We start from the raw sequence: 24,358 nt of genomic DNA, 5'->3' as shown, positions 1-24,358 counted from the left end.
GAGCAGGATCACATCCCCGGCTCGATCGGCTTCTCCACCGCGCCGCCATGATCGGCCCAATCCTTGAAACCGCCGATGTTGAACACCTTGTCGTAGCCGAGATCCTTCAGCGTCTTGCCGGACAGCGCGGCGCGGCCGCCGGAGGCGCAATAGATGATCACGCTCTTGTCCTTGGCGAAGGTCTTGTCGTGATAGGGCGAGTCCGGGTCGGCGCGGAATTCCAGCATGCCGCGCGACACGTGCAAGGCTCCGGCAATCTTGCCGCTCTTCTCGACCTCCGGCGCATCGCGCACGTCGAGCACCAGGGCATTGCCCTTGGCGATCATCGCCTGCGCCTCGGCCGGCGTGATCTTCGGCACCACGGCATTGGCGGCGGCCAGCAGCTCTTTCACCGATGTGGACATGTCGGACCTCCCATTGGATGGAGCGCACGGGGTAGCCCAGCACGGCCTCCCCTGCAATGCTCCGATCGGTCGACCCGCTGATCGCGAATCCGTGAGATCTCCCGCCAGCGACGGCCTGCTCTACAAGCCCCGGATCAGCTCGGCATCGATCAGCATCCGGTTGAAGCGGCGTGCCTCGGCGCCGTCGCCGCAGGCATAGAACACGCCCTTGCAGCGCAGCATGATGTCCTTCTGCTCGGCGAAGGACGGGTCGAGCGGAATGCCGGCCGCCTCCAGGGTGACTAGCGGCAAATAGGCCGCGTCGATCCTGTCCATCACGATTTCGCTGCGGCGCGGCTCGAAATTGACGCCGTCAATGGCGTAATAGGTCGCGTAGTAGCGCGGATCGTAGGTTTCCAGCTTCTGGCCGATGCCGGCCTCGTCGAGCTTGGGATCGAGAATGTGCGGCGAGAACTCCGGCTGGTGATCGCCATAGCGCACGATCAGGAACGGCTGGTCGCCGAAGCGCTTCTTCAGGCTCGCCACGAAGCGCTGATAATCCGACGCGCTCATCGCCTGCCGGCGCAGATACTCATCGATTGCCGGCAGATTGCCGGGCGCGCGCCAGGCGGGCGTCAGATCCGGCCGGAACGTGGTCTCCCAGGGGAAATGATTGGCGGCGAGATAGACGAACATGAACAGCGGCTTGGTCCGCTGCCGCTGCTGCATGAGATCGAGCGCCGCGTCATAGAAGAAGCTGTCGGGCTCGACACCTTTGGCGCCGAGGTCGCGCGCGTCGAGGAAGCGCTCGATCCCCATTGTCGTCTGGAAGCTGCGCGCGCTCATGAAGGCGCCGTGCGCGGGATAGATCGAGGCGGTGTCATAGCCGCATTGCCGGAGCGCCAAGGGCAGTCCGCGTTCGACGCGGCCGGCGGCGATCCGGGTGACGAAATAGGCAAAACGGCCGAACGAGCGTGACGACAGGCCGGCGAGCACATTGTATTCGGTGAACCAGCTCGGCCCGCCATTGCTCTCGGCCATGAACTGCCGCGCCTTGCCGTCATAGGACTTGAAATGACTGCCATACCCCTCGGGCACCTTGATGCCGGGGGCGGAGCGGATGTCGAAGCTGGATTCGTCGTGAATCAGCACGATGTTCGGCCGCCGTCCGGCCGGATGACAGGAGTCCGGGAGCGCGGCCGCCAGCCGGCGATCGGCCGTTGCGTCGGATTCCATGAAGCCGTTGGCGAGGAAATCCGAGACCGCGGTCACGCCGGAGCGCGCGAATTTGGAGAGATAGCCGTCGTCGTAATAGCCGCGCCAAGCCTCGTCGCGCCAGTTCAGTGAATAAAGCGTCAGCGCGGCGAGGCAGGCGAGCTTGCCCGCCAGCGCCGGCAGCCGCGCGACGCGGAACGGATCGACCCACCACAGCAGGCCCATCAGCGGCAGCACCACGGCCGCCGCCACCAGCACCGAGAGCTTCAGGTTCGGAAAGATCGTGAACAGGAATGCCGCGCTGTCGTGGTCGATCAGCATCACGTCGACGAAGTTCGCGGTCATCTGGACCACGGCGTGCTTCAGCTGAGACAGCAGCACCAGCACCACGACCATGGTGAGGGCCAGGGCGCCCGACACCGCCGGCCGCCGCAGCAGCACCAGCCAGAAGCCGTTCAGGATGCCCCAGGCCAGCACGAAGCCGAGCCGCGAGCCGAAATCGGTCTCGGTGTGCAGCATCAGCGCCAGCGCCGCGACATGCGGTGCCGCGACGGCCGACAGCCGCACCGCGGTAGATCGCGTCGCGCTTGCCGCTGCGAGCGTGGTGATCGGTTCGTGGTTCGGAGTCAGCGACATGACGCGGCGATACTCGGACCGGACAGTCCCCGCGCCGGCACCTGCCAGCCGGCCAGGACGCCCTACTGTGTCATCCGACCGTAATCAAATCGTCACAAATAACAACAACCGGAATTGCACGGAGTGCCGCCGCTCGGCCGGCATCGCAGCATGGCGCAGCGGCACCGCCGCGGCGCGCGATCCCTGACGGCAGCACCTGCGCGGTCGGTCCGGCGATCACCGTTCGGAAGCGCCGCCGCCGAGCAACCGCTCGCGGATCAAGCGCACCGCGCCGCGGCTCCAGGACTCGTTGGCGCCGAGGCGCAGCCCGCTGTCCCCCGTAAGCACCAGCGCACCATTGTCTGCTTGGCGGACACGAAAGCCGACGATGTATTCCGTGCGGCCGATCCGTCTGATGATCCCGAGCAGGCTCTGCTGCGCACCGGACTCGCGGGCGATCCGAGCCTCGCAATCGTCGCAGACGCGCAGCGCCTGGCCCGGCTTGATGCCGCCGGCCACGTCCACCAGGCGGTAGCGTCCGGACTGCTCCAACACCTGCCGGACCGCATCGGTCGCCACCTGCAGCTCCTTGTGGTCCGCCTCGGTCTCGCCGAGCGCAGCGCCGGCGCTGGTGTCGTCGAGCTCGAACGGCAGCAGGGCCAGCCGGACCGGCGCCGGCGTGACCAGCGCCTCGCGCATCTGGCGTGAGACGAAGATCTCGGCACGCTCCCAAGCCTCGTCATTGTCCCCGCGGAAGGTGAACAGCTTGTCGAACAGCACCCGGTTGGATGCGACGTCAATGGCCGCCACCCGCGCCCACTGCACCAGGGTCGACAGCTTCTGCACGCCGCCGGTGATGACGATGCCCGCGCCGGCCGCGGCGGCCATCTGCAATCGGGCGGCCGGCGGAGCATCCGCCGCGGGACAGGCGGCGCCGCAGGACGGGCTGACCAGCCGCAGACGCTGATCGGTCGCGACGTCGTGCTTCAACGCCGCCACGAAGGCCTGCAGCCGGCGTTGATGTGCCGCCGTCTGGTCGATCGGCTCGCCGGACGTGTCGAGATAGCTGAAATCGTCGACCATCACAGCCGGGACAGGATCGGATGCGGCCGCGCTGCGGAGCGAACCGACGACGACAAGAAGCGCGAGAACGAGACAATGGACGGAGCGGCGGTGTGACATGGCGGTCTCCAGGGACATGCTTGCAGGACCGAATGCTAGGTGTGCAGCCCTCGCGCAGAACCGGCTCCGCTCCCGACGGCCCACGGGAAAATTTCACGACCGCGCGGCCACTCGCCCGCGGCGCTTTCGGCCCCGCCGGTTCTGCCATTAAATGCCGACCGGGTTGGGCTGCCATGGATGCGCTGAAGATGTGGACCCGCTACGACCTCAAATACCGGCTGACGCTGCGCATCTCCGGGGTGGCAACGCTCTGTTTCGCGGCGATCTGCGCCTATGTCCTGTTCGACATCGCGAAATCGGCGGATGCGCGCAATGCGCGGATTGCCGAGATCACGGCCCGGACGCTGCAGTTGCAGCAGAGCAAGATGCAATGGGTCAACAATCCGCCGGCCGGCTTTCCCGACCTCGATGCGGTCGCAGCAGCCAGCATGACGCCCGGCCTCTGCATCGCCTACCGCGCGGTCGGCGACAAAATGCTGCAGCGGATTTGCGGCGGCGCGGACGCGCAGAGCGACGAACCGCCGCGCGCCTTTGCAATGCTGTATCGCGGGCTGTTCGGTCCGGGCCAGGAAGCCACGCGGCCGGTGCTGTCGCGTGACCGCAAGATCGGCGACGCGGTGGTCTGGATCGATGCGGACGTGATGACGGCGGACGCCTGGCGAGAGTTGCGCCGGCTGCTGCCGGTGCTCGGAACAGCGCTGGTGCTGCTCTGCGTGCTGGCCCATGCGGCAGTGGCGCGCGCCCTGCGCCCGACCCGCTTGATCTGCGCCGGCCTCGAGCGGATCGTGGCCAACGATCTGACGGCGCGTTTGCCGTCCTTCGACCTCGCTGAGCTCTCAGCCGTCCGCGACGCCTTCAACCAGCTTGCCGACGGGCTGCAGGCGGCGCTGGCGCAACGCAGCGAGCTGACGCGGCGCCTGATCGCCCTGCAGGACGACGAGCGGCGTCACCTCGCCCGCGAGCTTCACGATGAGTTCGGACAGTCGCTGGCAGCGATCCGCGCGCTGGCGGCGGCCATGCGCGAGAGCGTCGCCCTGGAGTGTCCCGCCGCGCTCGGCGAGTGCGACAGCATTGCTCGCACCGCCACCGACATGATGGAGACGCTGCGCGGTGCGCTGGTGCGGCTGCGGCCGCCGGATATCGACGAGCTCGGCCTGGCCGCCAGCCTTGAAGGCCTGGTCGCGGGCTGGAACAGGCGGCAGCGCGGACCAGCCCGGTTCGAGATCAACCTGTCCGGCCCGATCGATCGGCTCCCCGACACAACCGCCAACAATCTCTATCGCATTGCGCAAGAGGCGCTCACCAACTGCGCCAAGCATTCCGCGGCCACGCGGGTCCGCCTGCAGCTGGCGGCACAGAACAGCCTGGGCCAGGGCCCTTCGCCGGATCGGATCGTCCTTACGGTGGCGGATGATGGCGCGGCCAGCGATCTCATGGGCCCGCCAGGCATGGGCCTGCTCGGGATCCGCGAGCGCGTGGCCTCTCTCGGCGGCGACATGAGCTTCGCCGCCGGAGATCATGGCGGCTCGCGGCTTCAGGTCACGATCCCCGTCCCAGCCTTTTCGCCCGTGCAGGCGCAGGCACCGATCGGGTGCGCGGCATGACGAACGCGGCGGGCACGATCATGCTGGTGGACGACCACGCCGTCGTTCGCGAGGGCTATCGGTCCATGCTGCAGAAGCAGCACGGCCTGAGGGTGATCGCCGAAGCGTCCGACGGCGCCGAGGCCTACCGGCTGTTCAAGGAGGTCAGGCCGGATCTCGTCATCATGGACCTGACGATGCCGGGCGTCGGCGGCATCGAGGGCATTCGACGCATCCGGCAATGGGATCGCGGCGCGCGCATTCTCGTGTTCACCATGCATGAGAACGCGGGATTCGCCGTGCAGGCGATCCGCGCCGGTGCCCGCGGCTATGTCACCAAAAGCAGCCCCCCGGAGATCCTGGTGCGCGCGGTCATGGAGGTGCTCGGCGGCGCTATCGCGATCAGCCCCGACATCGACCACGAACTCGCGCTCAGCCGCCTGTGTGGCGAAAGGGCCGCCGCCGACGTCCTCACGGCGCGCGAGTTCGAGGTCATGCAGATGCTGCTCGCCGAGCGCACCACCGAGGAGATCGCCTCCGCGCTTCACCTCAGCCCCAAGACGATCGCCAATCTGCATTCGCTGATCAAGGACAAGCTCGGCGTCGGCACCGACATCGAACTGGTGCGCCTGGCGCTGCGCCAGGGCCTGCTGACCTGAGCCCGATCGGCGTCCACGGTTTATCGGGGGTCAGGACTGCTCCGGGTGAACGCGTGCCGCGTCAGCCGTCTCCGAAGCAGGCTCCGGGCTTTCGGGATCAGCCGTCAGATGAAACTCCCGTCCCAGCCGGCGCTGCACGCTCATGACGGCGCGGTCGATGTCGCTGATCAGGCTGTCGCCGAGGACGACATGGGGAATTTCCCAGTTGCGGCCGCTGGGCACGTCCACGGCCTGGACGGACGGCACGCGCGCGGTCTCGCATCCCGGCTGCGCGCGGATCGCGTCTTCCACCAGGCGGGTCAGCTCCGCCCGGGTCTTGCCGATGGTCGTCATGGCCTGCATCAGACCTTGGCCGGTGGCGTCAGGCCGAGCCGCTTGGCGATGATGCGGTCGACGGTCCGCTTCGGCAGCAGCCGGGTGATCCACTGCCGCAGCGGATCCGGCGCAATCTCGTAGCGCACCTTGGGCGCGGGCGCCGTCAGCGCCTCGAACACCCGCTCGGCGATGGTCTCAGCCGGCAGCCCGATCTTGCCGAGATGCAGCATGAAGCCGCGGATCCGCTGCAGCGCCGGAAAGAACGGCGAGCTCTGATAGGCCGAGAGGTCGACCTCCTCCGCCTTGGCCCAGATCGGCGTCTTCACCGCGCCGGGGGCAATGATGATGACGTCAATCCCGAACAGCATCAATTCGCGGCGCAGGCTTTCCGACAGACCTTCGACCGCGTGCTTGGAGGTCGAATAAGGCGCCATCAGCGGATTGCCATTGCGGCCCGCCACCGAGCTGATCATCACGATCCGCCCTGGCGCGCCGGACTTCGCGGGATCCGCCCCGAGCAGCGGCGCGAACGCCTGGGTGGCAATGACCGGGCCGATGACATTGACCTCCATCTGGCGGCGGAACTCCGCGATCGGCAGCTCCGTCACCGGACCAGCCACCGCAATGCCGGCGTTGTTGACCAGGCCGGCGAGCGCCTCGCCGCCAAGCGCTGCCCGCACCTCGCCGGCGGCGGCCTTGACCGCCGCCTCGTCAGTGACGTCGAACTGCAATGGGGTGAAGTTCGCGCCGAGCTCGGTGCGCAGCCGTTCCGCATCAACCGGGTTGCGAACACTCCCGAAGACTCGAAAGCCGCGTGTGAGCAGAAGCTTTGAACAGGCGAAACCGATGCCCGTGGATGCGCCGGTGACGACGACGGATTTCATGGCGACCTCAACGATTTGCCGGATGATTATCGCATGAGATGCAGCCTCATGCTGGTGCTGTTTTCAGCAGCGAACGCGCGCGACAGCAAGCCGCGCTTCCGGCGGCCGTTCGGGCCGATGACATCGGAGATCGTCTCGTCGGTGTCTTCCCTGACCGCCGCAAGAATGTGATTTAGAATTCGATCCTTGAGCGGATGACCGCTGAGGTGAGCTGAACGAGGCCGGACAATCGAGATGAAGAAACGTCTCTGACCTTATGAGATCATTAACCTTTCCAACTCTACCCGGAGCTCTTTTGCCGATCGTGATGAGCGTGACCGATCGTCCGATGCAGCGCTGCGGCGGCGCCAGTCGGCACCTGTTTAGCAGCGCTAGCCGCTTCGTCTTAATTTTCCGTATCCGTGTTTCTCCGGAGTACTACGCTCCTGGCCCCTAACACATTGTTATCGCCGATACGGAAAGCTGCGCGGTGCCGAGCCCGCAGCGGAGCAGAAGCGCAGCCGCTGCGGCAATTCCGGACCAGACGAGCGTGACCGTGTCTCAGCCAGAACAGCTTCCAGATTCAGAACATTCTATCATCTCCGAACTCGAGGACGCGGTTCGCGGCGGCTCCTCCGAGAAGCGCGTCCACACGCTCCGCCAGGTCACCAACCTGTTCCTGCATGATGGCGAACGCCTCAGCGAGGAGCAGATCAAAGTGTTCGACAATGTGCTGTGCATGCTGGTGTCCCGCGTCGAGACGCGGGCGCGGGCCGAGCTCAGCAAGCACCTGGCGCCGGTCGATTACGCGCCGGTCGACGTCATCCAGCGCCTCGCCCGTGACGACGAGATTTCGGTCGCCGAAAGCGTGCTGATGCACTCGACCCGGCTGTCCGAGCATACCTTGGTCGAGGTCGCATCGACCAAGGGCCAGGACCACCTGATGGCGATCTCGAGCCGCCCGCATCTGACCGAGGCCGTCACCGACATCATCGTCGACCGCGGCGAACGTCGAGTCATCCGCAAGCTCGCCAACAACCAGACCGCCCGTTTCTCGGAGACCGGCTATTCCGGGATGATGGCGCATGCCGAGGACGACGACGAACTGACCGAGATCATCGGGCTGCGCGTCGACCTGCCGAACAAGCATTTGCGCGACCTGCTGCGCCGCGCCACCGATGCGGTGCGCACCAAGTTGATGGCCTCCGCCCCGCCGGCGCTGCAGAAGGAGATCAAGAAGGTCCTGAAGACCATCAGCGACGTCGCGCGCAGCGATGGCGGCCTGGTCGGGCGCGACTTCACGCTGGCCGAAGAGGCCGTCAAGCGCATGAAGGGGCTGAACGAGCTCAACGACACCGCCATTGCCTTCTTCGCCGAGACCCGCCGCTTCGGCGAGGTGGCGGCCGCGCTCGGCCTGCTCAACAACGTGCCGACCGAGATGATGGCCAAGGTGCTGGAAGGCCCGCGCACCGACATCGTGCTGATCCCCTGCCGGGCGGCCGGGGTGACCTGGTCCGCCGTCGCCAAGATCCTGACTCACCGCCCGATCAAGCACGCCATCGACAGCGAGACGCTCAAGCTGGCGGAGCGCGATTACACCCGGCTGTCGCTGGACACCGCGCAGCGCACGCTGCGGTTCTGGATGGTGCACAACAAGGTCGAGAAGTAAGCCAGAGCGACCTTGCCGATTTCGCGGGACGGAATTACGCGATACCGGCCTATCGCCGGGAGATCGCGACGCCGTGATTGACTCGGCCACACCCGCACACCTACTGTGATGACGACGGTGCCCCATAACCGGGGCTCAAAAAGGAATGCGGCGCCGGACGCGTCTCGCAAGGGAGATGATCGAAGGCGCAGCTGCCCTCGGTCGTGCAGGCGGCAAATGACGCGTCATAGGCCACTCGGAAATCCTGGTCCCGTAACGACGTCATGGCGGTTATGACACGCGAGCCAGGGCACACGCCGTCAGCGCTGGTCACACGCAAGGATATCGGTCCGGATGGTGTTGGCATCGTTTTCAGGCCGGCCGGCAACGACCTGCGTGGCACCTCGTTCGCGGTGACGTGCCACTGACGTGATGCCGAGGTCCACGTGTCTCCTGTTTCCCATGCCCGGCGCTGCCGCGCCGTCCTGTCCTCGTCCTGTGTGGTCACGTCGATTGCGCTGCTCGGTGCGTTTTCTGCAGCCGCGCAGCAATCCGCCTCCCCGCATCTGCTGCCGCCCGTCGAGGTCGACCCGCCACACAAACCGGGCGCCCGGAAACCGGTCGTCGCCGGCGGATCTCAAGCCCGCAGCGCGGCATCAGCGCAGAGGCCGGCAACGCCGGCCGCCGTCAGTCCGTCGCGCATCGCCACGCCGGTCGCCGAGGCCGGCACGTCGATCACCGTGGTGACCGACAAGGATATCGCCACCCAGCAGGGCCGCAGCCTGCCGGACATCCTGAGCACGGTCCCCGGCTTGACCGTCGTGCAGGCCGGCGGTCCAGGCGGGCAGAGCACCGTCTCCACCCGCGGCACCAGCGCCAACCATACCAAGCTCGTCATCGACGGCGTCGATGTCGGTAACGTCACCAACAGCAATGGCGCGCCCGATGTTGAGCATCTGCTCACCGCCGACATCCAGCGGCTCGAGGTGCTGCGCGGGCCGCAGAGCGGCCTCTATGGCGCGGATGCGCTCGGCGGCGTGATCTCGATCACCACCCGCAAGGGTGACGGACCGGCACAGGCCACCGGCTCGATCGAAACCGGCGCGTATCGGAGTTTCAACCAGACCGCGGGACTCAGCGGCTCAAAGGATCAATTCAACTACGCGTTCAACATTGCGCACCTTCACGCCGGCGATGTGCCGGTGACGCCCTGGCAATTGCTGCCGCCAGGACGGAAGGCGATCGGCAACGCCTATGACAACGTCACGGCGTCGACCAGGCTCGGCGTCGACCTGAACGAGGCTTGGACGCTGAACGCGCTGGTTCGCCACACCGACGCGAGCCTGCTGTTCACCGGGGACAGCGGATCTCCGAGCTTTCCGAATGCAACCCAAAGCCATCACACCGACCGCCAGTTGACGACCCGCGAGGAAGCCGTCTGGTCGCTGCTCGGCGGCCGCATCCGCAACCATTTCGGCGTGAACTACGTCAACAACTGGTCTTACGATCTGGCGCCCGGCAATCCGGCGCCTACCATCGCCACCGGCGAGCGCATCAAATATGACTGGCGCGCAGTGGCCGAACTCTCCCCGCGCAATCATCTTGTGGTCGGCGTGGAGCAGCAGGCCGAGCGGCTGAAGGCGGCCGACGTCCTGGCCGAGAACGGCAACAAGGCCGGCTTCGTCGAGCTGCAGACCGAATTCGCCAAGCGCTGGTTCGTGGTCGCGAGCCTGCGCGACGACGTCGACGATCGGTTCGGCGGCCACGGCACCTACCGGATCGCGCCGGCGGTGATCCTGCCGGGGACCGAGACCCGGCTGAAGGCGAGCTATGGCACCGGTTTCAAGGTGCCGACCTTGAGCCAGTTGTATCAGAATTTTCCGGCCTTCAATTTCTTCGCCAATCCGAACCTGAAGCCGGAGGCGAGCATCGGCTACGATGCCGGCTTCGAGCAGCCGCTGTTCGAGGACCGGTTGCGCTTCGGCGCGACCTACTTCCACAACGACATCACCAACCTGATCAGTTTCAACGCGAACGCCACCTCCTTCGCCAATATCGGCTTCGCCACCACCGAAGGCACCGAGAGCTTCGTCGCGGCGAAACTGACCGATCGCATCTCGCTCCGCGCAGACTACACGTTCACCCGCGCGGTCGACGCGAGCACCGGTCAGCAGCTGTTGCGCCAGCCGAGAGAGAAATGGAGCGCCACCGCCACATGGCTGCCGGTCGATGCGCTGACGCTGTCGGCCACCCTGCTGCGCGTCGGCGACTGGCTCGATGTCAGCCGCGACGGCACGACCACCGGCATCGTCGCGCCCGGCTATACGCTGGTGAATCTGCGCGGCGACTACGCACTCTCGGACCAGGTCAAGCTGTTCGCCCGGATCGATAATCTGTTCAACCGCCATTACCAGAACCCGACCGGCTTCCTGGCGCCCGGCTTCGGCATGTTCGGCGGCATCCGGATGGCCACCTCGGGGTTGCAGTGACGATGCCAACACACTGCTCTTTGCGGTCGCGATCAGGCAGGGCACACGGCCGCGCTCATACTCGGAGCGGACGGTGTGGCCGGGTCCCTTCGGCGCCATCATCGTCGCGATTGACTCGGCCACACGCGCACACCTACTGTGGTGGTGACGGTGCCCCCTGACCGGGGCTCAAAAGGGAATGCGGTGCCGGACGTCCTCAACGGGTCGTTCGAAGGCCGCAGCTGCCCCCGCAACTGTAAGCGGCGAATCTCACGTCAGATGCCACTGGGAATTCTCGGTCCTGGGAAGGCGGCGTTGAGGTGATGACCCGCGAGCCAGGAGACCTGCCGTCAGCCGTGGTCACACGCGAAGATGCCGGTCGGGGCGTTTATTGGCATCGTTTTCACGCCGGGCAGCATTGGCCGGCATGAGACCTCGTTCGCGGTGACGTGCCACTGACGTCATGCCGAGGTTCCCTCGTGTTCTCTTCCCTATCCGCCGTCCGGCGCCATCGCGCCGGCTCGTTGTCGTCCGCCGTTCTCTTTTCCATTGCGACCTTCGGTGTGGCTCCGGCTATCGCCCAGCAATCCGCCTCCCCCAACCTGCTGCCGCCGGTCGAGGTCGACCCGCCGCTCAAGCCGGCTCCGAAGCCGGCCGTGCAGCGTGGGGCGCAGACGCCGCGCGCACGCGCATCGCAGCCGGCGGCCGCGCAGAGCGCCGCCGCCCAGGCCAACGCACAACTCGTCGTCAGCCCGACCGGCATCGCAACCCCGGCGGCCCATGTGGCGAACGCGATCACCGTCGTCACGGCCAAGGACATCGCTACGCAGCAATTCCGCAGCGTGCCCGACATCCTCGCCGCCATTCCCGGCTTGAACGTCGTGCAGACCGGCGGCCCTGGCGGGCAGAGCTCGGTCTTCACCCGCGGAACGAATTCGAATCACACCAAGATCCTGATCGACGGCATCGATGTCGGCGACGTCACCAATGCCAACGGCGCATTCGAGTTCGCCCACCTGCTGACTTCGGACATCCAGCAATTCGAGGTGCTCCGGGGGCCGCAGAGCGGCCTCTATGGCTCCGATGCGATCGGCGGCGTCATCTCGGTGATCACGCGCAAGGGCGATGGCCCGGCGCGGGCAACCGCGTCGATCGAGACCGGCACGTATCAGACCTTCAACCAGTCGGCCGGCGTCAGCGGGTCTGAGGACAATGTGAACTATGCGGTCAACGTCGCGCATCTCCATGCCGGCGACATTCCGGTCACGCCGCAGCAATTGCTGCCGGCGGGACAGAAGGCGATCGGCAACGCCTATGACAACGTTACCGCCTCGACCAAATTCGGCATCGACCTCAACGAGGCCTGGTCGCTGAATTCAGTGGTGCGCTATACGGACGCGACCCTGCTGTTCACCGGCGACGGCGGCTTTCCCAGCGTCCCGAACGCGACCCAGAGCTCCCATGCCGTGCAGCAGTTCGCCACGCGCGAGGAAGCCGTGTGGTCGCTGCTCGACGGCCGCATCAGGAACTATTTCGGCGTCAACTACGTCAACAACCGGACGTCCGATCTCACCGCGGGCAATCCCCTCGCCGCGATCTCGACCGGCGGGCGCATCAAATATGACTGGCACGCGGTCACCGAGCTCGCTCCGCACAACAATTTCATCGTCGGGCTCGAGCAGCAGACCGACCGCCTCCAGACCACGGGCCTGACGGCCGAGAACAGCAACAGAGCCGGCTTCGTCGAGGTGCAGACGGAGTTCGCACAGCGCATGTTCCTGGTCGCGAGCCTGCGCAACGACATCAACGATCAGTTCGGCAGCCATGGCACCTACCGGATCGCACCGGCCGTGATCCTGCCGATCACCGAAACCAAGCTGAAGGCGAGCTACGGCACCGGCTTCAAGGCGCCGACCCTGAGCCAGCTCTATCAGGACTTTCCGGCGTTCAACTTCTTCGCCAATCCGAACCTCAAGCCGGAGCAGAGCAGCGGCTATGATGCGGGATTCGAGCAGCCGCTGTTCGACGAGCGCATCCGCTTCGGCACGACCTACTTCCACACCAGCATCACCGATCTCATCAACTCCAATGCGACCTTCACCTCCTACGCCAATGTCGGACTCGCCACCACCGAGGGCACCGAGAGCTTCGTGACAGCGAAGCTGACGGACCGGCTCTCGCTGCGCGCGGACTATACGTTCACGCGCGCGGTCGATGCAACGACCGGTCAGCAGCTGCTGCGCCGTCCGAAGGAGAAATGGAGCGCGACAGTGGTCTGGACGCCGCTGGCCCCGCTGACGGTGTCGGCCACCTTGCTGCGCGTCAGCGACTGGCGCGACGTCAGCCGCGACGGCATGACCTCGGGCCTCGTCGCGCCCGGCTATACGATCGTGAACCTGCGTGCCGATTACGCGGTCTCCGACCAGGTCAAGCTGTTCGGCCGCATCGATAACCTGTTCAACCGCCACTATCAGAACCTGACCGGCTTCCTGGCTCCGGGCCTCGGCGTGTTCGGCGGCATCCGGGTGGCGAGCTTCGGGGTGCAGTAGGACGATGATGTCACGACGGGGAGAGATGACATGACGCCCATGGATCAGCTTCGGGATTTCCTCGCCGACAGCGACACCGGCTGGAGCCTCGGCACCTTCGGTGCGATCGGGGAGTTCACGCGCGATGAAGGAGAACCGGTCCAGCATCTCGATGATGCCGGCATGATCGGCGCGGTGACGGCGCGGGGCGGCATTCGCTTCCGCACCCATGCCGACCTTCGCCTGATCGCATCGGAGTTACCGACGCGCGACGATTGGAGCCATCGCGTGGCGCTGTGCCTGCCGCGCACGGCTTGCGCGATGCACGGGCGAACCGGCATCACCGAACTCGGCCCCGACCACGAGGCCCTGCGTCCGGAGGACCGGGACGCCGTGCTGTTCGATCTCGGCCTGTCCACGCTGCAGGTCGACGTCTGCGTCCGCAGCAACGATCCGGAGGTGATTGCCGCCCTGCGTCGGCATGCCGGCGTCTCACTCTTTGCGGCCAGCGGCGAGCTGATGCAGGTGATGCTGGCGGCGAGTCCGCACCGCGTCTTCATCAGCCGCATCGGCCGGGCCGAGATCTTCCAGCCGATCCCGCCGCCGGGCGGCCGCAGCCCGGACGGACCGCACACCCACATCCTGCCGAAGCTGCTAGCCCATGGCCGCACCCACGCCGCGACCGAACCTCTGCCGGACGGCTGGATCCCTTGCGCCCACGCCTATCCGCCGCATCCCCTGCGCGACCCGCTCGGCCGCCCGACACCGTTCGTCACGAGCCATTTGGCGGCTTTCCAGCAACTTCTGATTCGCTATGGCGACCCGCGCCTGGTCGCGCTCAAACGCGACATCGCGGCGCATGTCGCGGCGGACCGGACGCCTGCGGACGCAGCCCTGCCCGACGACCGCATCGCGCGTGCCACGCTGCGCGTGACCTTGCGCCAATTGCAGGCATCGGCCGTGAACTCCGCGACGCTGCCGGCATGGCTCGCCAGTTATGACCACTCCGGCTCCGGCGATGAAACCGAGACCGCGGAGATCCCACACTGAACGGCCCAAGCGGCTGTTGCCCTCGTCACGAATGGACTACCATCACCCCCCAAGGAGACGACCCATGGCTCTCGACATCCTCAACTCCCCAGCGGAGGCCCGCCTCACGCCCGTTCCGCCGCGGCATGCTGCGACCTTCTGCTTCGCGCTGCTGGTCACCGCCTGCGCGCTGGCGAGCTTCGTCTTTGCCTGCGCCACCCCGTTCGCGGCCTTCGCGGTGATCGCAGCCGCCATGCTGCCGCTGCGCTCCGCGTTGCTCTGCGTGCTCGGCGCCTTCCTGGTCAACCAGGGCATCGGCTTCGGCGCCCTGCATTATCCCGTCGATGCCAATACGTTGGCCTGGGGGATCGCCATCGGCGCCGCCGCGCTCGGCGCCACGCTCATCGCGCGCCTCGTGCTGCAGGCGTTGCGCGCCGCACCGGCGCCGCTCGCACTCACCGCCGCCCTGCTCGGCGCCTACGCGGCCTACGAGCTGCTGCTGCTCGCGGCCACGCCCGTGCTCGGCGGCGCGGCGAGCTTCACGCCTGCGATCGTCGCGCGCCTCGGACTGACCAGCGCCGCCTGGCTGGTCGGGCTCGTTGCCGTCTGCGAGATCGTCCGTCTGCTCAGGCCACGCCTCTCACGCCGCGCGATGTCCTGACGGACCAGCATCAGCGCATGAGAGGGGCGCCGCCGCCTCATCCTCAGCTGTCATCCCCGCGAACGCGGGGACCCATACCGCGTGATCTGCGTTGGCGGAAACAAATCCGAGCCACCACCGTTCGTCACCACGAACGACGGTGGTTATGGGTCCCCGCGTTCGCGGGGACGACAGCGTGGTTTGTGGCGGGCAGCGGGGCTGAACGACGCGACATCGTCATCGCTGTGACGAAAAAGCCTCCGCCTAAGGAGGGCGGAGGCTTTCAATCGAACTCCAGGTCGAGACTGCACGACCCGCAGTCTCGACCAGCCATCACGACCAATCAGTTCTTGCTCTTGTCGACCAGCGCGCCCTTCTTGATCCAGGGCATCATGTCGCGCAGGCGGGCGCCGACTTCCTCGATCGGGTGCTGCGACAGGCGGGCGCGGGTGGCCTTGAACGAGGACTGGTTGACCTTGTTCTCCAGCATCCAATCGCGGGCGAAGCGGCCGGACTGGATGTCGTCGAGCACGCGCTTCATCTCCGCCTTGGTCTCCGGGGTGATGATGCGCGGGCCGGTGACGTACTCGCCGTACTCGGCAGTGTTGGAGATCGAGTAGTTCATGTTGGCGATGCCGCCTTCATAGATCAGGTCGACGATCAGCTTCACCTCGTGGAGGCACTCGAAATAGGCCATCTCCGGGGCGTAGCCGGCCTCGGTCAGGGTCTCGTAGCCGGCCTTGATCAGCTCGACCAGGCCGCCGCACAGCACCGCCTGCTCGCCGAACAGGTCGGTCTCGCACTCTTCCTTGAAGGTGGTCTCGATGATGCCGGCGCGACCGCCGCCGATCGCCGACGCATAGGACAGGCCGAGATCATGGGCGTTGCCGGAGGAATCCTTGGCGATCGCGATCAGGCAGGGGACGCCGCCGCCGCGCTGGTATTCGGAGCGGACGGTGTGGCCAGGGCCCTTCGGCGCGATCATCAGCACGTCAAGATCGGGGCGCGGGTCGAGCAGGTTGAAGTGCACGTTGAGGCCGTGGGCGAACACGAGCGCGGCGCCCTGCTTCATGTTGTCGTGCAGGTGCTCGCGGTAGATGTCGCCCTGCAGCTCGTCCGGGGTCAGCATCATCACCAGGTCGGCCCACTTCGCGGCCTCGGCGACTTCCATCACCTTGAAGCCGGCGCCTTCGGCCTTCTTGGCCGAGGCCGAGCCCTTGCGCAGCGCGATCGCGACGTCCTTGACGCCGGAATCCTTCAGGTTCAGCGCATGGGCATGGCCCTGGCTGCCATAGCCGACGATGACGACCTTCTTGCCCTTGATCAGGTTCAGATCGGCGTCGCGATCGTAGTAGACACGCATTGTCGTTTCCTCTTTGAGATGGCCGGAATTGGCTGGAAAGTCAGACGCTTGGGTGAGGCACGGGCGGCTGCGCCCGGACGAAATCCGGCCCGTGTCTAGAGCATTTTGAGGTGCTATGGAAACCCCGATCTCGCATGGCGGCCGCCCCTCTCATGCGTCCATGAACACGGGATAGAGCGAGGCCAGCAGCAGCACGGCCATCAAGATGTTGAAGCCGCGGACCGCGCGCTCCGAGCTCAAGAGCGGCCGCAATGCGGTGCCGAACAGGGTCCAGGTGATGGTCGAGCCGATCGCCATGACAAAGCTGATGGCGACCTGCAACGCAACGTTGGCGGGAAAGCGGGCGATGGCGGCATAGGCCGTGATGGTGCTGATCACCATCACCCAGCCCTTGGCATTGACCCATTGGAACAGCGCCGCGCCCCAGAACGACATCGGACCGCGCGACGCCGTGGTGTCGTCGGTCTTGGCCGATCCGGAGAATGCGATGGCGACCGCGAGATAGATCAGATAGGCGGCGCCGAGATATTTCAGCACCTCCTGCAGCACGGGATAGCGGATGAACACCGTGGCCAGCCCGAAGCCGACCGCGCCGACCATGAAGGCGAAGCCGAAGCTGACGCCCATCATGTGCGGCACCGTGCGGCGGAAGCCGTGGGTCACGCCCGACGATAGCAGCATGATGTTGTTCGGCCCCGGCGTGAACGCCATCACGAAGGCGAAGGTAACGAAGGCGATGAGGAGCTGCTGGGACATTCACGAGGCTCGCGGGGTACGAAAACTCTTCACCCTGCCCTGGAGGGGGAGGGTCGATCGCGGATGCCATGCGCGATCGGGGTGGGGTGGGCCCCAGGCGCAGCTCCGGCGTGGAGGCATCACCCCACCCCGGCTCACATCGCGGCTTCGCGCGATGTGAAACGACCCTGCCCCTCCAGGGGAGGGTGGCAGCGTGCTCGCCTCGCCGTCTCGCGCAAACATCAACACAGCTCGCCTAGCCCTGCCCCGCCGGCTTCTGCAGCACATAGGTCGCGTGCATCGGCGCATGGTAGTCGGCGGACACCAGGACGAAGCCGACTTCGGTCAGCATGCGTTCCATCACCCAGGCGAAGGTGGAGTTCTCGTCGCGCATATGGGTGATGACGCTGTCGCGGGCGAGATCGTGGTTCTTGATGTTGAACTCGGCCCATTGCTCGACCGAGCGATCGGCACCGTCGGGCATGCTGACATAGACGATGTCGCGCAGGAAGAACTGCGCGCCCGGCTTCAGCGCGCCGTAGATCCGCGCCAGCGCCACCGCCTTCCAGAAGTCCGGCAGATGATGCAGCGTGAACTCGCTGGCGATCAGGTCGTAGGAATTGGCCTCATAAGCGAACGACAGCAGGCCGGCCGAATGCATCCGCACCGCGGTGCGGCGGTCGCGGGTGTAGATCTTGGTCAGCGCCAGCATCGCCGGGGAGATGTCGATGGCATCGACGACCGCGCCCAGCAGCGCCGCTTCCGTCGCCAGCACGCCATTGCCGCAGCCGATATCGGCCACTCGCCAGCCGGGCTTGACGCCCAGCATCTTGAGCGCCGCGCGCGCGCGCTCGTCCGCATCATCCCCCGCACCGTAGATCGAGGCCACGGCATGATCCAGCCCGATCCGGTTCCGTTCGTTGTAGTACCAGTCGCGCGCCAGCATGGCTCACATCCCTTCCGGTCCCCGCCCGATCGCCGCAATGCCGGTCCTGGCCACTTCGACCAGCCCGAGCGGACGCATCAGATCGATAAACTGACTGATCTTGTCGGTGTTGCCTGTGATCTCGAACACGAAGCTTTCCGTGGTGGCATCGATGACGCGGGCGCGGAACGCATCCGCCAGCCGCAGCGCCTCGACGCGCGGCTCGCCGGTGCCGCGCACCTTGATCATCGCCAGCTCGCGCTCGATCGCACGCTTCGTCAAGGTCATGTCGACGACGCGATAGACCGGGACCATGCGGTCGAGCTGATGCTTGATCTGCTGGATCACCATCGGCGTGCCCGTGGTCACGATGGTGATGCGCGACAGGTGTTTCTGGCTCTCGGTCTCGGAGACGGTGAGGCTCTCGATGTTGTAGCCGCGGCCGGAAAACAGGCCGATCACCCGCGCGAGCACGCCGGGCTCGTTCTGCACCAGCACCGACAGCGTGTGCGTCTCGTTGGGATCGTGGCGGTCTTCGATGAAATAGGCGGATGCTGGCTGGTTCATTGCTGTCCCCGTGTTAGCCAAGTCGTCATGGCCGGGCTTCTCCCGGCCATCCACGTCGCACATCGCTTGCGCGGCTCGTGGATGCCCGGGACAAGCCCGGGCATGACGCGGTGTGTGTGGTGTGCAGAGTGCCCATTACGACGCCCCAGCCACTTCTTCAGCGGCCGCCGGCATGACCCAGCGCCTGAACAGATCCAGATCGATATTACCGCCGGTCAGCACCAGGCCGACGCGCTTGCCGGCGAGCTTGCGCTTGTCCTGCAGGGCCGCCGCGAGCGAGGCTGCGCCGGCACCTTCGGAGAGATTGTGCGTGTCGGTCCAGAAGATGCGGACGGCCTCGGCGATCTCGGCGTCGCTGACCTGCACGATGCGCGATGCCCCCTTGAAGATGATCGCGAGCGCATCGGCATCGGGGCTGCGGGTGGCCAGGCCGTCGGCCTTGGTGTCCGCGCTGTTGGTCGTCACCACGGTGCGCGCCGCGAATGACAGCGCATAGGACGGCGCCTCCGTCGACTGCACGCCGACGATCTCGGTCTTCAGGCCGAGCAGGTCACGCGCCAGGATGCAGCCGCAGATGCCGGAGCCCTGCCCGATCGAGACGTAGAGCACGTCGAGATCGGGAGCGGAGCGGAACAGCTCCAGCGCATAGGTCGCAACACCGCGCACGAGATCCGGATGGAACGACGGCACCATCTGCAGACCATCGCGCGCCGCGTGACGCCCGGCCTCCTCGCGCGCTTCCTGGAAGTCGCTGCCATGCTCGATCAGCTCGGCGCCGAACGCCGCCATCGCGCGGTTCTTCTCGACGGAGTTGCCACGCGGCACGTAGATCGTCACCGGCAGGCCGTTGCGGCGGCCGGCGAACGCAACGCTCTGGCCGTGATTGCCGCGCGTCGCGGTGATCAGGCCGCGGACCTCCGGCTGCGTGCGCTTGAGGTTGTCGACATAGACCAGCCCGCCCCGCACCTTGAAGGCGCCGGCCGGCGTGTGGTTCTCGTGCTTGACGACGACCTCGGTCCCCAGCCGCGCGGCGAGCAGCGGCCACGCATGCGCCGGCGTCGCCGGCACCGCCGCCGCGACGATGGCATGGGCGGCTTCGAGCTCAGCTAGCGTGAACATGAGCGCCTCCTCGCGTGAGCTGTCATGCCCGCGAAAGCGGGCATCCAGTACGCCGCGGCCGACATGAGACCCACGGCCGCCGCGGCATACTGGATCGCCCGGTCAAGCCGGGCGATGACAACGGAGTTTATCAGGAGCGCTATGCTCACGAGCTGTCCTCACACCAGCGCCTTGCCGCCCGCGAACGCCGCAGATGGATCCGACGCTTCGGCCGGCAGGATCATCTCATTGTGCGCCTTGCCGGAGGGGATCATCGGGAAGCAGTTTTCCAGCGCGGCGACGCGGCAGTCGAACAGCACCGGCTTCCTGACCGAGATCATCTCCTTGATGGCGCCGTCGAGATCGCCGGGTTTCGACACCTGCAGGCCGACGCCGCCATAGGCCTCCGCCAGCTTGACGAAGTCCGGCAGCGCCTCCGAATAGGAATGCGACAGCCGGTTGCCGTGCAGCAGCTGCTGCCACTGCCGCACCATGCCCATATACTGATTGTTGAGGATGAAGATCTTGACCGGCAGCTCGTACTGCACGGCCGTCGACATCTCCTGCATCGTCATCTGCACCGAGGCGTCGCCGCCGATATCGATGACCAGGCTGTCGGGATGCGCGACCTGGACGCCGATCGCCGCCGGCAGGCCATAGCCCATGGTGCCGAGCCCGCCCGAGGTCATCCAGCGGTGCGGCTCCTCGAAACCGTAGAACTGCGCCGCCCACATCTGATGCTGACCGACCTCGGTCGTGATGTAGGTGTCGCGGCCACGCGTCAGCTCGAACAGCCGCTGGATCGCGTATTGCGGCATGATGACGTCGCGGTTCGGCTTGTAGGCCAGCGAGTTGCGCGCCCGCCAGGTGGCGATCTGCTGCCACCACGCCTTGATGTCCGGCGTCTTCGCCTCGGCCTTGAACACCTGCAGGATGTCGGCGAGCACGTCGCCGCAATCGCCGATGATCGGCACGTCGACGCGGATGTTCTTGTTGATCGAGGACGGATCGATGTCGATGTGGATCTTCTTCGAGTTCGGCGAGAACGCATCGGTGCGGCCGGTGATGCGGTCGTCGAAGCGCGCGCCGACGCACAGCATGACGTCGCAATCATGCATCGTCATGTTGGCCTCGTAGGTGCCGTGCATGCCCAGCATGCCGAGCCAGTTGTTGCCCGACGCCGGATAGGCGCCCAGCCCCATCAGGGTCGAGGTGATCGGGAAGCCCGTGACCTCGACCAGTTCGCGCAACAGCCTGGAGGCCTCCGAACCCGAATTGATGACACCGCCGCCGGAATAGATCACCGGCCGCTTGGCGCCAGCCAGCAGCGCCACGGCTTTGCGAATCTGCATCGGATCGCCCTTGACGCGCGGGGCGTAGGAGACGTGGACGTCGGACTTGCGCGGCGGATGATAGGTGCCGGTGGCGAACTGCACGTCCTTCGGCACGTCGACGACGACAGGGCCCGGCCGGCCCGAGGTCGCGACATAGAACGCCTCGTGCAGCACCTTGGCGAGATCGTTGACGTTGCGGACCAGCCAATTGTGCTTGGTGCAGGGCCGGGTGATGCCGACCGTGTCGCATTCCTGGAACGCGTCGTTGCCGATCAGATGCGTCGGCACCTGGCCGGTGATGCAGACCAGGGGAATCGAATCCATCATCGCATCCGCCAGCGGCGTCACCATGTTGGTGGCGCCGGGACCGGATGTCACCAGGACGACGCCCGGCTTCCCGGTCGAGCGTGCATAGCCTTCGGCGGCGTGGCCGGCGCCCTGCTCGTGGCGGACCAGGATGTGCTCGACTTCGCTCTGCTGGAAGATCTCGTCATAGATCGGAAGCACCGCGCCGCCCGGATAGCCGAAGATATGCTGCACGCCGTGGTCGATGAGCGCGCGCACGATCATCGCGGCGCCGGTCATCTGGTTCGGATCGTGGCTCTTGTCGGTCATGGCAGGCTCCGGATCGCTGTCTTCAGCGGCTTTGTCGTCTGGGTCAGTCGGTTTCGGTCAGATGTTTCGGTGGCTCTGTTCAGGGTCGTCTCGGTCGGGTTCGTCCAGGCAATAAAAAAGGGCCCTGGAAGGCCCTGCGCACCGCTCGGATCATGGATGGCCGCTAGCCATCCCCGGCGATGCGCCTGGGTACGACTACGATAAGGATGGCGGTAATAATGTTGCGCATGTTGCCGAGCAGACTTCCCAAAGGTTGCGCGAACATAGCTACGGATGCCCCGATGTCAAGGCAAAGCCAGCTCATGCCCGCGATTTTGTCAGGTTAACGCGGAATTCGCCGTTCGGCGAGCGGTAATTTGGCCGCCACGCCGTCATTGCGAGCGAAGCGAAGCAATCCGGGGGCCTCTCGACAACTCTGGATCGCTTCGTCGTTCCGCTGCTCGCAATGACGATCAGTCGGATGCCACCCACCGCCGCGCCTGCTCCGGCGTCAGCCATTCGAATTCCGGCAGTTGATGCCTGAACCAGGTGAACTGCCGCTTGGCATAATGGCGGGTGTCGGCCTTGCCGATCGTGGCCGCCTCCTCCCGCGTGATCTCTCCGCGGAGATAACGGATCAGCGCCGGCACGCCGTGGGCCTTCATCGCCGGCAGCAGCGGATCGAGCCCGCGCGCCGCCAGCCGCGCGACCTCCTCCAACGCCCCGCCCGCGAGCATGGCGTCAAACCGTGCATCGATCCTGGCGTACAGCGCCTCGCGCTCCGGGGCGATGAACAGCGCCCGATAGCTTCCCTCCGGCAGCAACGGCGGGGTGGTCTCGGCATGCCACTCAGCCAATGGCCGACCGGTGGCCTCGATCACCTCCAGTGCCCGGGCGATCCGGGTGCGGTCGCGGACATTCAGCCGCGCCGCCGCGCTGGCATCGCTCCGCGCCAGCTCGGCATGCAGCGCCTCGACCCCGTCGCGATCGAGCCTGAGACGCACCGCCTCGCGCACCTTGTCCGGCACAGGCGGCACGGCCGACAGGCCGCGCGTCAGAGCCTTGAAGTAAAGCCCGGTGCCGCCGATGAAGACCGGCAGCCGCCCGCCTCGTCGCACCTCGTCGAGAACCTCTTTGGCATCACGGACATAATGGCCGGCCGAGTAGTTCACGGCTGCATCGACATGGCCATAGAGCCGGTGCGGCACCGCGGCCTCTTCGGCAAGGCTCGGCCGGGCCGTCAGCACCCTCAGATCGCGGTAGACCTGCATCGAATCGGTATTAATGACCGCCCCGCCCGCTTTTTGCGCAAGTTCCAGCGCGAGCGCCGACTTGCCGCTGGCGGTCGGCCCTGCGATAAGCACGGCTTTGTTAATCCCTGGCAAAGTCACCGGATGTCTCTCGTCGCCACGTTCATCTGCAATCCCGCCGATCCCGCACTTGATACCACGATCGTGGAGGCCTTCCTGGCCGTGCTGCCATCGCCGGGGACGCCGCGCTGGCTGTTCGACGAAGTCGCGATCGACATCCCGTTCGCCGGCGAGGGCGAGGTCCACAAGATCGAGGCGCGCTTGCGCGACCTGCGCGGCGACATGCCGATCGACATCGTCGTGCAGGCGGAAGCCGTCCGGCGCAAGAAGCTTTTTCTGGCCGACATGGACTCGACGATGATCGGACAGGAATGCATCGACGAACTCGCCGAATTCGCCGGGTTGAAGGCGCGTGTCTCCGCCATCACCGAACGGGCGATGCGCGGCGAGATCGCGTTCGAGCCGGCCTTGCGCGAACGCGTGGCGCTGCTGAAGGACCTGCCGGTAAGCGTCGTCGACGAGGTTCTCGCCAAGCGCATCAAGCTCACCCCGGGGGGCCGCCAGCTGGTCATGACCATGCGGGCGCATGGCGCCTACACATGCCTGATCTCCGGCGGCTTCACGCTGTTCACGCGTCCGATCGCGGCCACGATCGGCTTTCAGGAAAATCGCGCCAACGAACTCGTGGTGGCCGACGGCAAGCTGACCGGCGAAGTGCGTGAGCCGATCATCGGGCGCGACGCCAAGCTCGCTACCCTGACCGAGCTGCGCGAATCCTTCGACCTCGACGAGATCGACACGCTGGCCGTCGGCGACGGCGCCAACGATCTCGGCATGATCGAGGCGGCCGGCCTCGGGGTCGCCTATCACGCTAAGCCCGCCGTCTCCGCGGCAGCCTCCGCGCGCATCGACCATGGCGACCTCACCGCGCTCCTCTACGCCCAGGGCTACACGCGCGCCGAATTCGTGGAATGAGACCTGGATAGAGCAGCCGCTCCGCAGCGGCGCGCGTCATCGCGTCACACCCGTGAGACGGATGATGAACACGGCGCGCCTCGTCCGAACGAATGACACCTCGCGCAGTCATGACCACCGAACAACCCACACCGCATTGAATACGAATCATGCATTCAAGCGCGAGGACATGTGCATCCTCCTCGCCGCACTTGGACTGAACGTTTATTTCAATCTGCCGCGCTCACGCGCAACCACGTTCCAAATCATTTCAAAACGCCGATCGTATCATTCGACACTCGCATCAGATCCAGCAACGACGCCGCTAATTTTAACCGCGTCACCGTTCC

21 protein-coding genes, 1 pseudogene and 2 riboswitches are annotated in these 24,358 nt (G+C 66.2%); of the genes and pseudogenes, 9 read left to right on the top strand and 13 right to left on the bottom strand.

Going from position 1 to position 24,358, the window contains the following annotated elements; all coding sequences use genetic code 11:
- Positions 1–8: 8 nt before the first annotated feature.
- The 3 genes from ACVIJ6_RS20510 to ACVIJ6_RS20500 all read right to left on the bottom strand — a co-directional run bounded on the left by ACVIJ6_RS20510 (position 9) and on the right by ACVIJ6_RS20500 (position 3,395).
- Positions 9–404, bottom strand: coding sequence for a rhodanese-like domain-containing protein (locus ACVIJ6_RS20510; protein WP_456774170.1), 396 nt, complete (start codon positions 402–404; stop codon positions 9–11).
- Positions 405–524: 120 nt separating this feature from the next.
- On the bottom strand, positions 525–2,234 hold the full coding sequence (locus ACVIJ6_RS20505; protein WP_456774169.1) for a sulfatase-like hydrolase/transferase: 1,710 nt from the start codon (positions 2,232–2,234) through the stop codon (positions 525–527).
- A 216-nt stretch (positions 2,235–2,450) separates the two neighbouring features.
- The gene (locus ACVIJ6_RS20500) at positions 2,451–3,395 is read right to left on the bottom strand and encodes a DUF2380 domain-containing protein (RefSeq protein ID WP_456774168.1); all 945 of its coding nucleotides are present in this window, start codon (positions 3,393–3,395) and stop codon (positions 2,451–2,453) included.
- 188 nt (positions 3,396–3,583) lie between these two features.
- Between ACVIJ6_RS20500 and ACVIJ6_RS20495 the strand changes: the two genes are divergently transcribed.
- Both ACVIJ6_RS20495 and ACVIJ6_RS20490 read left to right on the top strand, forming a co-directional pair.
- Positions 3,584–4,999 carry a histidine kinase gene (locus tag ACVIJ6_RS20495; RefSeq protein WP_456777036.1) on the top strand — a complete coding sequence of 472 codons (1,416 nt, stop codon included), beginning with the start codon at positions 3,584–3,586 and terminating at the stop codon, positions 4,997–4,999.
- Complete coding sequence (locus ACVIJ6_RS20490; protein ID WP_456774167.1) at positions 4,996–5,637, top strand: response regulator; 642 nt, start codon at positions 4,996–4,998, stop codon at positions 5,635–5,637. The genes ACVIJ6_RS20495 and ACVIJ6_RS20490 overlap by 4 nt, the downstream gene beginning before the upstream one ends.
- A gap of 30 nt (positions 5,638–5,667) precedes the next feature.
- Here ACVIJ6_RS20490 and ACVIJ6_RS20485 read toward each other — a convergent pair whose 3' ends face one another.
- Both ACVIJ6_RS20485 and ACVIJ6_RS20480 read right to left on the bottom strand, forming a co-directional pair.
- Positions 5,668–5,970: a hypothetical protein gene (locus tag ACVIJ6_RS20485; protein WP_456774166.1), complete on the bottom strand. Its 303-nt coding sequence runs from the start codon at positions 5,968–5,970 to the stop codon at positions 5,668–5,670.
- Between the two features lie 8 nt (positions 5,971–5,978).
- Positions 5,979–6,836: an SDR family oxidoreductase gene (locus ACVIJ6_RS20480; protein WP_456774165.1), complete on the bottom strand. Its 858-nt coding sequence runs from the start codon at positions 6,834–6,836 to the stop codon at positions 5,979–5,981.
- A 48-nt stretch (positions 6,837–6,884) separates the two neighbouring features.
- On the opposite strand from ACVIJ6_RS20480, the gene ACVIJ6_RS20475 reads away from it, so the two are divergent.
- From ACVIJ6_RS20475 to ACVIJ6_RS20465, 3 genes are all read left to right on the top strand, one after another.
- A complete protein-coding gene (locus tag ACVIJ6_RS20475) occupies positions 6,885–7,007 on the top strand; it encodes a hypothetical protein (RefSeq protein ID WP_456774164.1) in 123 nt (40 codons plus the stop codon).
- 364 nt (positions 7,008–7,371) lie between these two features.
- Positions 7,372–8,484, top strand: coding sequence for a DUF2336 domain-containing protein (locus tag ACVIJ6_RS20470; RefSeq protein ID WP_456774163.1), 1,113 nt, complete (start codon positions 7,372–7,374; stop codon positions 8,482–8,484).
- A 98-nt stretch (positions 8,485–8,582) separates the two neighbouring features.
- A riboswitch (cobalamin riboswitch) is annotated at positions 8,583–8,799 on the top strand.
- A gap of 110 nt (positions 8,800–8,909) precedes the next feature.
- The gene (locus tag ACVIJ6_RS20465; RefSeq protein ID WP_456774162.1) at positions 8,910–10,952 is read left to right on the top strand and encodes a TonB-dependent receptor plug domain-containing protein; all 2,043 of its coding nucleotides are present in this window, start codon (positions 8,910–8,912) and stop codon (positions 10,950–10,952) included.
- A gap of 12 nt (positions 10,953–10,964) precedes the next feature.
- Here ACVIJ6_RS20465 and ACVIJ6_RS20460 read toward each other — a convergent pair.
- Positions 10,965–11,075 (bottom strand): annotated as a pseudogene (locus ACVIJ6_RS20460) (hypothetical protein); the annotation flags it as partial.
- Positions 11,076–11,083: 8 nt separating this feature from the next.
- A riboswitch (cobalamin riboswitch) is annotated at positions 11,084–11,297 on the top strand.
- A 113-nt stretch (positions 11,298–11,410) separates the two neighbouring features.
- Between ACVIJ6_RS20460 and ACVIJ6_RS20455 the strand changes: the two are divergent.
- The 3 genes from ACVIJ6_RS20455 (at position 11,411) to ACVIJ6_RS20445 (ending at position 15,149) form a co-directional block, all read left to right on the top strand.
- Positions 11,411–13,480: a TonB-dependent receptor plug domain-containing protein gene (locus ACVIJ6_RS20455; protein WP_456774161.1), complete on the top strand. Its 2,070-nt coding sequence runs from the start codon at positions 11,411–11,413 to the stop codon at positions 13,478–13,480.
- A gap of 30 nt (positions 13,481–13,510) precedes the next feature.
- Complete coding sequence (locus ACVIJ6_RS20450) at positions 13,511–14,509, top strand: DUF6925 family protein (RefSeq protein ID WP_456774160.1); 999 nt, start codon at positions 13,511–13,513, stop codon at positions 14,507–14,509.
- Positions 14,510–14,573: 64 nt separating this feature from the next.
- On the top strand, positions 14,574–15,149 hold the full coding sequence (locus tag ACVIJ6_RS20445; protein WP_456774159.1) for a hypothetical protein: 576 nt from the start codon (positions 14,574–14,576) through the stop codon (positions 15,147–15,149).
- A 322-nt stretch (positions 15,150–15,471) separates the two neighbouring features.
- On the opposite strand, the gene ilvC is transcribed toward ACVIJ6_RS20445, so the two are convergent.
- From ilvC to miaA, 7 genes are all read right to left on the bottom strand, one after another.
- Complete coding sequence (ilvC, locus tag ACVIJ6_RS20440) at positions 15,472–16,491, bottom strand: ketol-acid reductoisomerase (protein ID WP_456774158.1); 1,020 nt, start codon at positions 16,489–16,491, stop codon at positions 15,472–15,474.
- Between the two features lie 150 nt (positions 16,492–16,641).
- Positions 16,642–17,247, bottom strand: coding sequence for a LysE family translocator (locus ACVIJ6_RS20435; RefSeq protein WP_456774157.1), 606 nt, complete (start codon positions 17,245–17,247; stop codon positions 16,642–16,644).
- 235 nt (positions 17,248–17,482) lie between these two features.
- Positions 17,483–18,172 (bottom strand): class I SAM-dependent methyltransferase, encoded by a 690-nt coding sequence (locus ACVIJ6_RS20430; RefSeq protein ID WP_456774156.1) that lies wholly within the window; start codon positions 18,170–18,172, stop codon positions 17,483–17,485.
- 3 nt (positions 18,173–18,175) lie between these two features.
- Positions 18,176–18,718: an acetolactate synthase small subunit gene (ilvN, locus tag ACVIJ6_RS20425; RefSeq protein ID WP_456774155.1), complete on the bottom strand. Its 543-nt coding sequence runs from the start codon at positions 18,716–18,718 to the stop codon at positions 18,176–18,178.
- A 135-nt stretch (positions 18,719–18,853) separates the two neighbouring features.
- The gene (locus ACVIJ6_RS20420) at positions 18,854–19,837 is read right to left on the bottom strand and encodes a threonine dehydratase (RefSeq protein ID WP_456774154.1); all 984 of its coding nucleotides are present in this window, start codon (positions 19,835–19,837) and stop codon (positions 18,854–18,856) included.
- 158 nt (positions 19,838–19,995) lie between these two features.
- Positions 19,996–21,765, bottom strand: coding sequence for an acetolactate synthase 3 large subunit (locus ACVIJ6_RS20415; RefSeq protein WP_456774153.1), 1,770 nt, complete (start codon positions 21,763–21,765; stop codon positions 19,996–19,998).
- Between the two features lie 452 nt (positions 21,766–22,217).
- The gene (gene miaA / locus ACVIJ6_RS20410) at positions 22,218–23,135 is read right to left on the bottom strand and encodes a tRNA (adenosine(37)-N6)-dimethylallyltransferase MiaA (protein WP_456774152.1); all 918 of its coding nucleotides are present in this window, start codon (positions 23,133–23,135) and stop codon (positions 22,218–22,220) included.
- A gap of 3 nt (positions 23,136–23,138) precedes the next feature.
- Between miaA and serB the strand changes: the two genes are divergently transcribed.
- Entirely contained in the window at positions 23,139–24,029 is an 891-nt protein-coding gene (gene serB, locus ACVIJ6_RS20405) for a phosphoserine phosphatase SerB (protein WP_456774151.1), read from the top strand.
- Positions 24,030–24,358: the final 329 nt, after the last annotated feature.

The sequence above is a fragment of the Bradyrhizobium sp. USDA 4369 genome (genome assembly GCF_054056435.1).
The sequence above is the reverse complement of the archived record's forward strand: the minus strand, read 5'-3'. Positions and strand labels throughout refer to the sequence as shown.

What these genes read in the sequence shown, in the direction of transcription:
- ACVIJ6_RS20480 (WP_456774165.1), bottom strand. Translation starts at nt 6,836, where the DNA reads ATGAAATCCGTCGTCGTCACCGGCGCATCCACGGGCATCGGTTTCGCC.
- ACVIJ6_RS20505 (WP_456774169.1), bottom strand. Translation starts at nt 2,234, where the DNA reads ATGTCGCTGACTCCGAACCACGAACCGATCACCACGCTCGCAGCGGCA.
- ACVIJ6_RS20500 (WP_456774168.1), bottom strand. Translation starts at nt 3,395, where the DNA reads ATGTCACACCGCCGCTCCGTCCATTGTCTCGTTCTCGCGCTTCTTGTC.
- ACVIJ6_RS20430 (WP_456774156.1), bottom strand. Translation starts at nt 18,172, where the DNA reads ATGCTGGCGCGCGACTGGTACTACAACGAACGGAACCGGATCGGGCTG.
- ACVIJ6_RS20485 (WP_456774166.1), bottom strand. Translation starts at nt 5,970, where the DNA reads ATGACGACCATCGGCAAGACCCGGGCGGAGCTGACCCGCCTGGTGGAA.
- ACVIJ6_RS20475 (WP_456774164.1), top strand. Translation starts at nt 6,885, where the DNA reads ATGCTGGTGCTGTTTTCAGCAGCGAACGCGCGCGACAGCAAGCCGCGC.
- ACVIJ6_RS20420 (WP_456774154.1), bottom strand. Translation starts at nt 19,837, where the DNA reads ATGTTCACGCTAGCTGAGCTCGAAGCCGCCCATGCCATCGTCGCGGCG.
- ACVIJ6_RS20490 (WP_456774167.1), top strand. Translation starts at nt 4,996, where the DNA reads ATGACGAACGCGGCGGGCACGATCATGCTGGTGGACGACCACGCCGTC.
- ACVIJ6_RS20450 (WP_456774160.1), top strand. Translation starts at nt 13,511, where the DNA reads ATGACGCCCATGGATCAGCTTCGGGATTTCCTCGCCGACAGCGACACC.
- ACVIJ6_RS20495 (WP_456777036.1), top strand. Translation starts at nt 3,584, where the DNA reads ATGTGGACCCGCTACGACCTCAAATACCGGCTGACGCTGCGCATCTCC.
- ACVIJ6_RS20435 (WP_456774157.1), bottom strand. Translation starts at nt 17,247, where the DNA reads ATGTCCCAGCAGCTCCTCATCGCCTTCGTTACCTTCGCCTTCGTGATG.
- ilvN (WP_456774155.1), bottom strand. Translation starts at nt 18,718, where the DNA reads ATGAACCAGCCAGCATCCGCCTATTTCATCGAAGACCGCCACGATCCC.
- serB (WP_456774151.1), top strand. Translation starts at nt 23,139, where the DNA reads ATGTCTCTCGTCGCCACGTTCATCTGCAATCCCGCCGATCCCGCACTT.
- ilvC (WP_456774158.1), bottom strand. Translation starts at nt 16,491, where the DNA reads ATGCGTGTCTACTACGATCGCGACGCCGATCTGAACCTGATCAAGGGC.
- ACVIJ6_RS20415 (WP_456774153.1), bottom strand. Translation starts at nt 21,765, where the DNA reads ATGACCGACAAGAGCCACGATCCGAACCAGATGACCGGCGCCGCGATG.
- ACVIJ6_RS20445 (WP_456774159.1), top strand. Translation starts at nt 14,574, where the DNA reads ATGGCTCTCGACATCCTCAACTCCCCAGCGGAGGCCCGCCTCACGCCC.
- ACVIJ6_RS20510 (WP_456774170.1), bottom strand. Translation starts at nt 404, where the DNA reads ATGTCCACATCGGTGAAAGAGCTGCTGGCCGCCGCCAATGCCGTGGTG.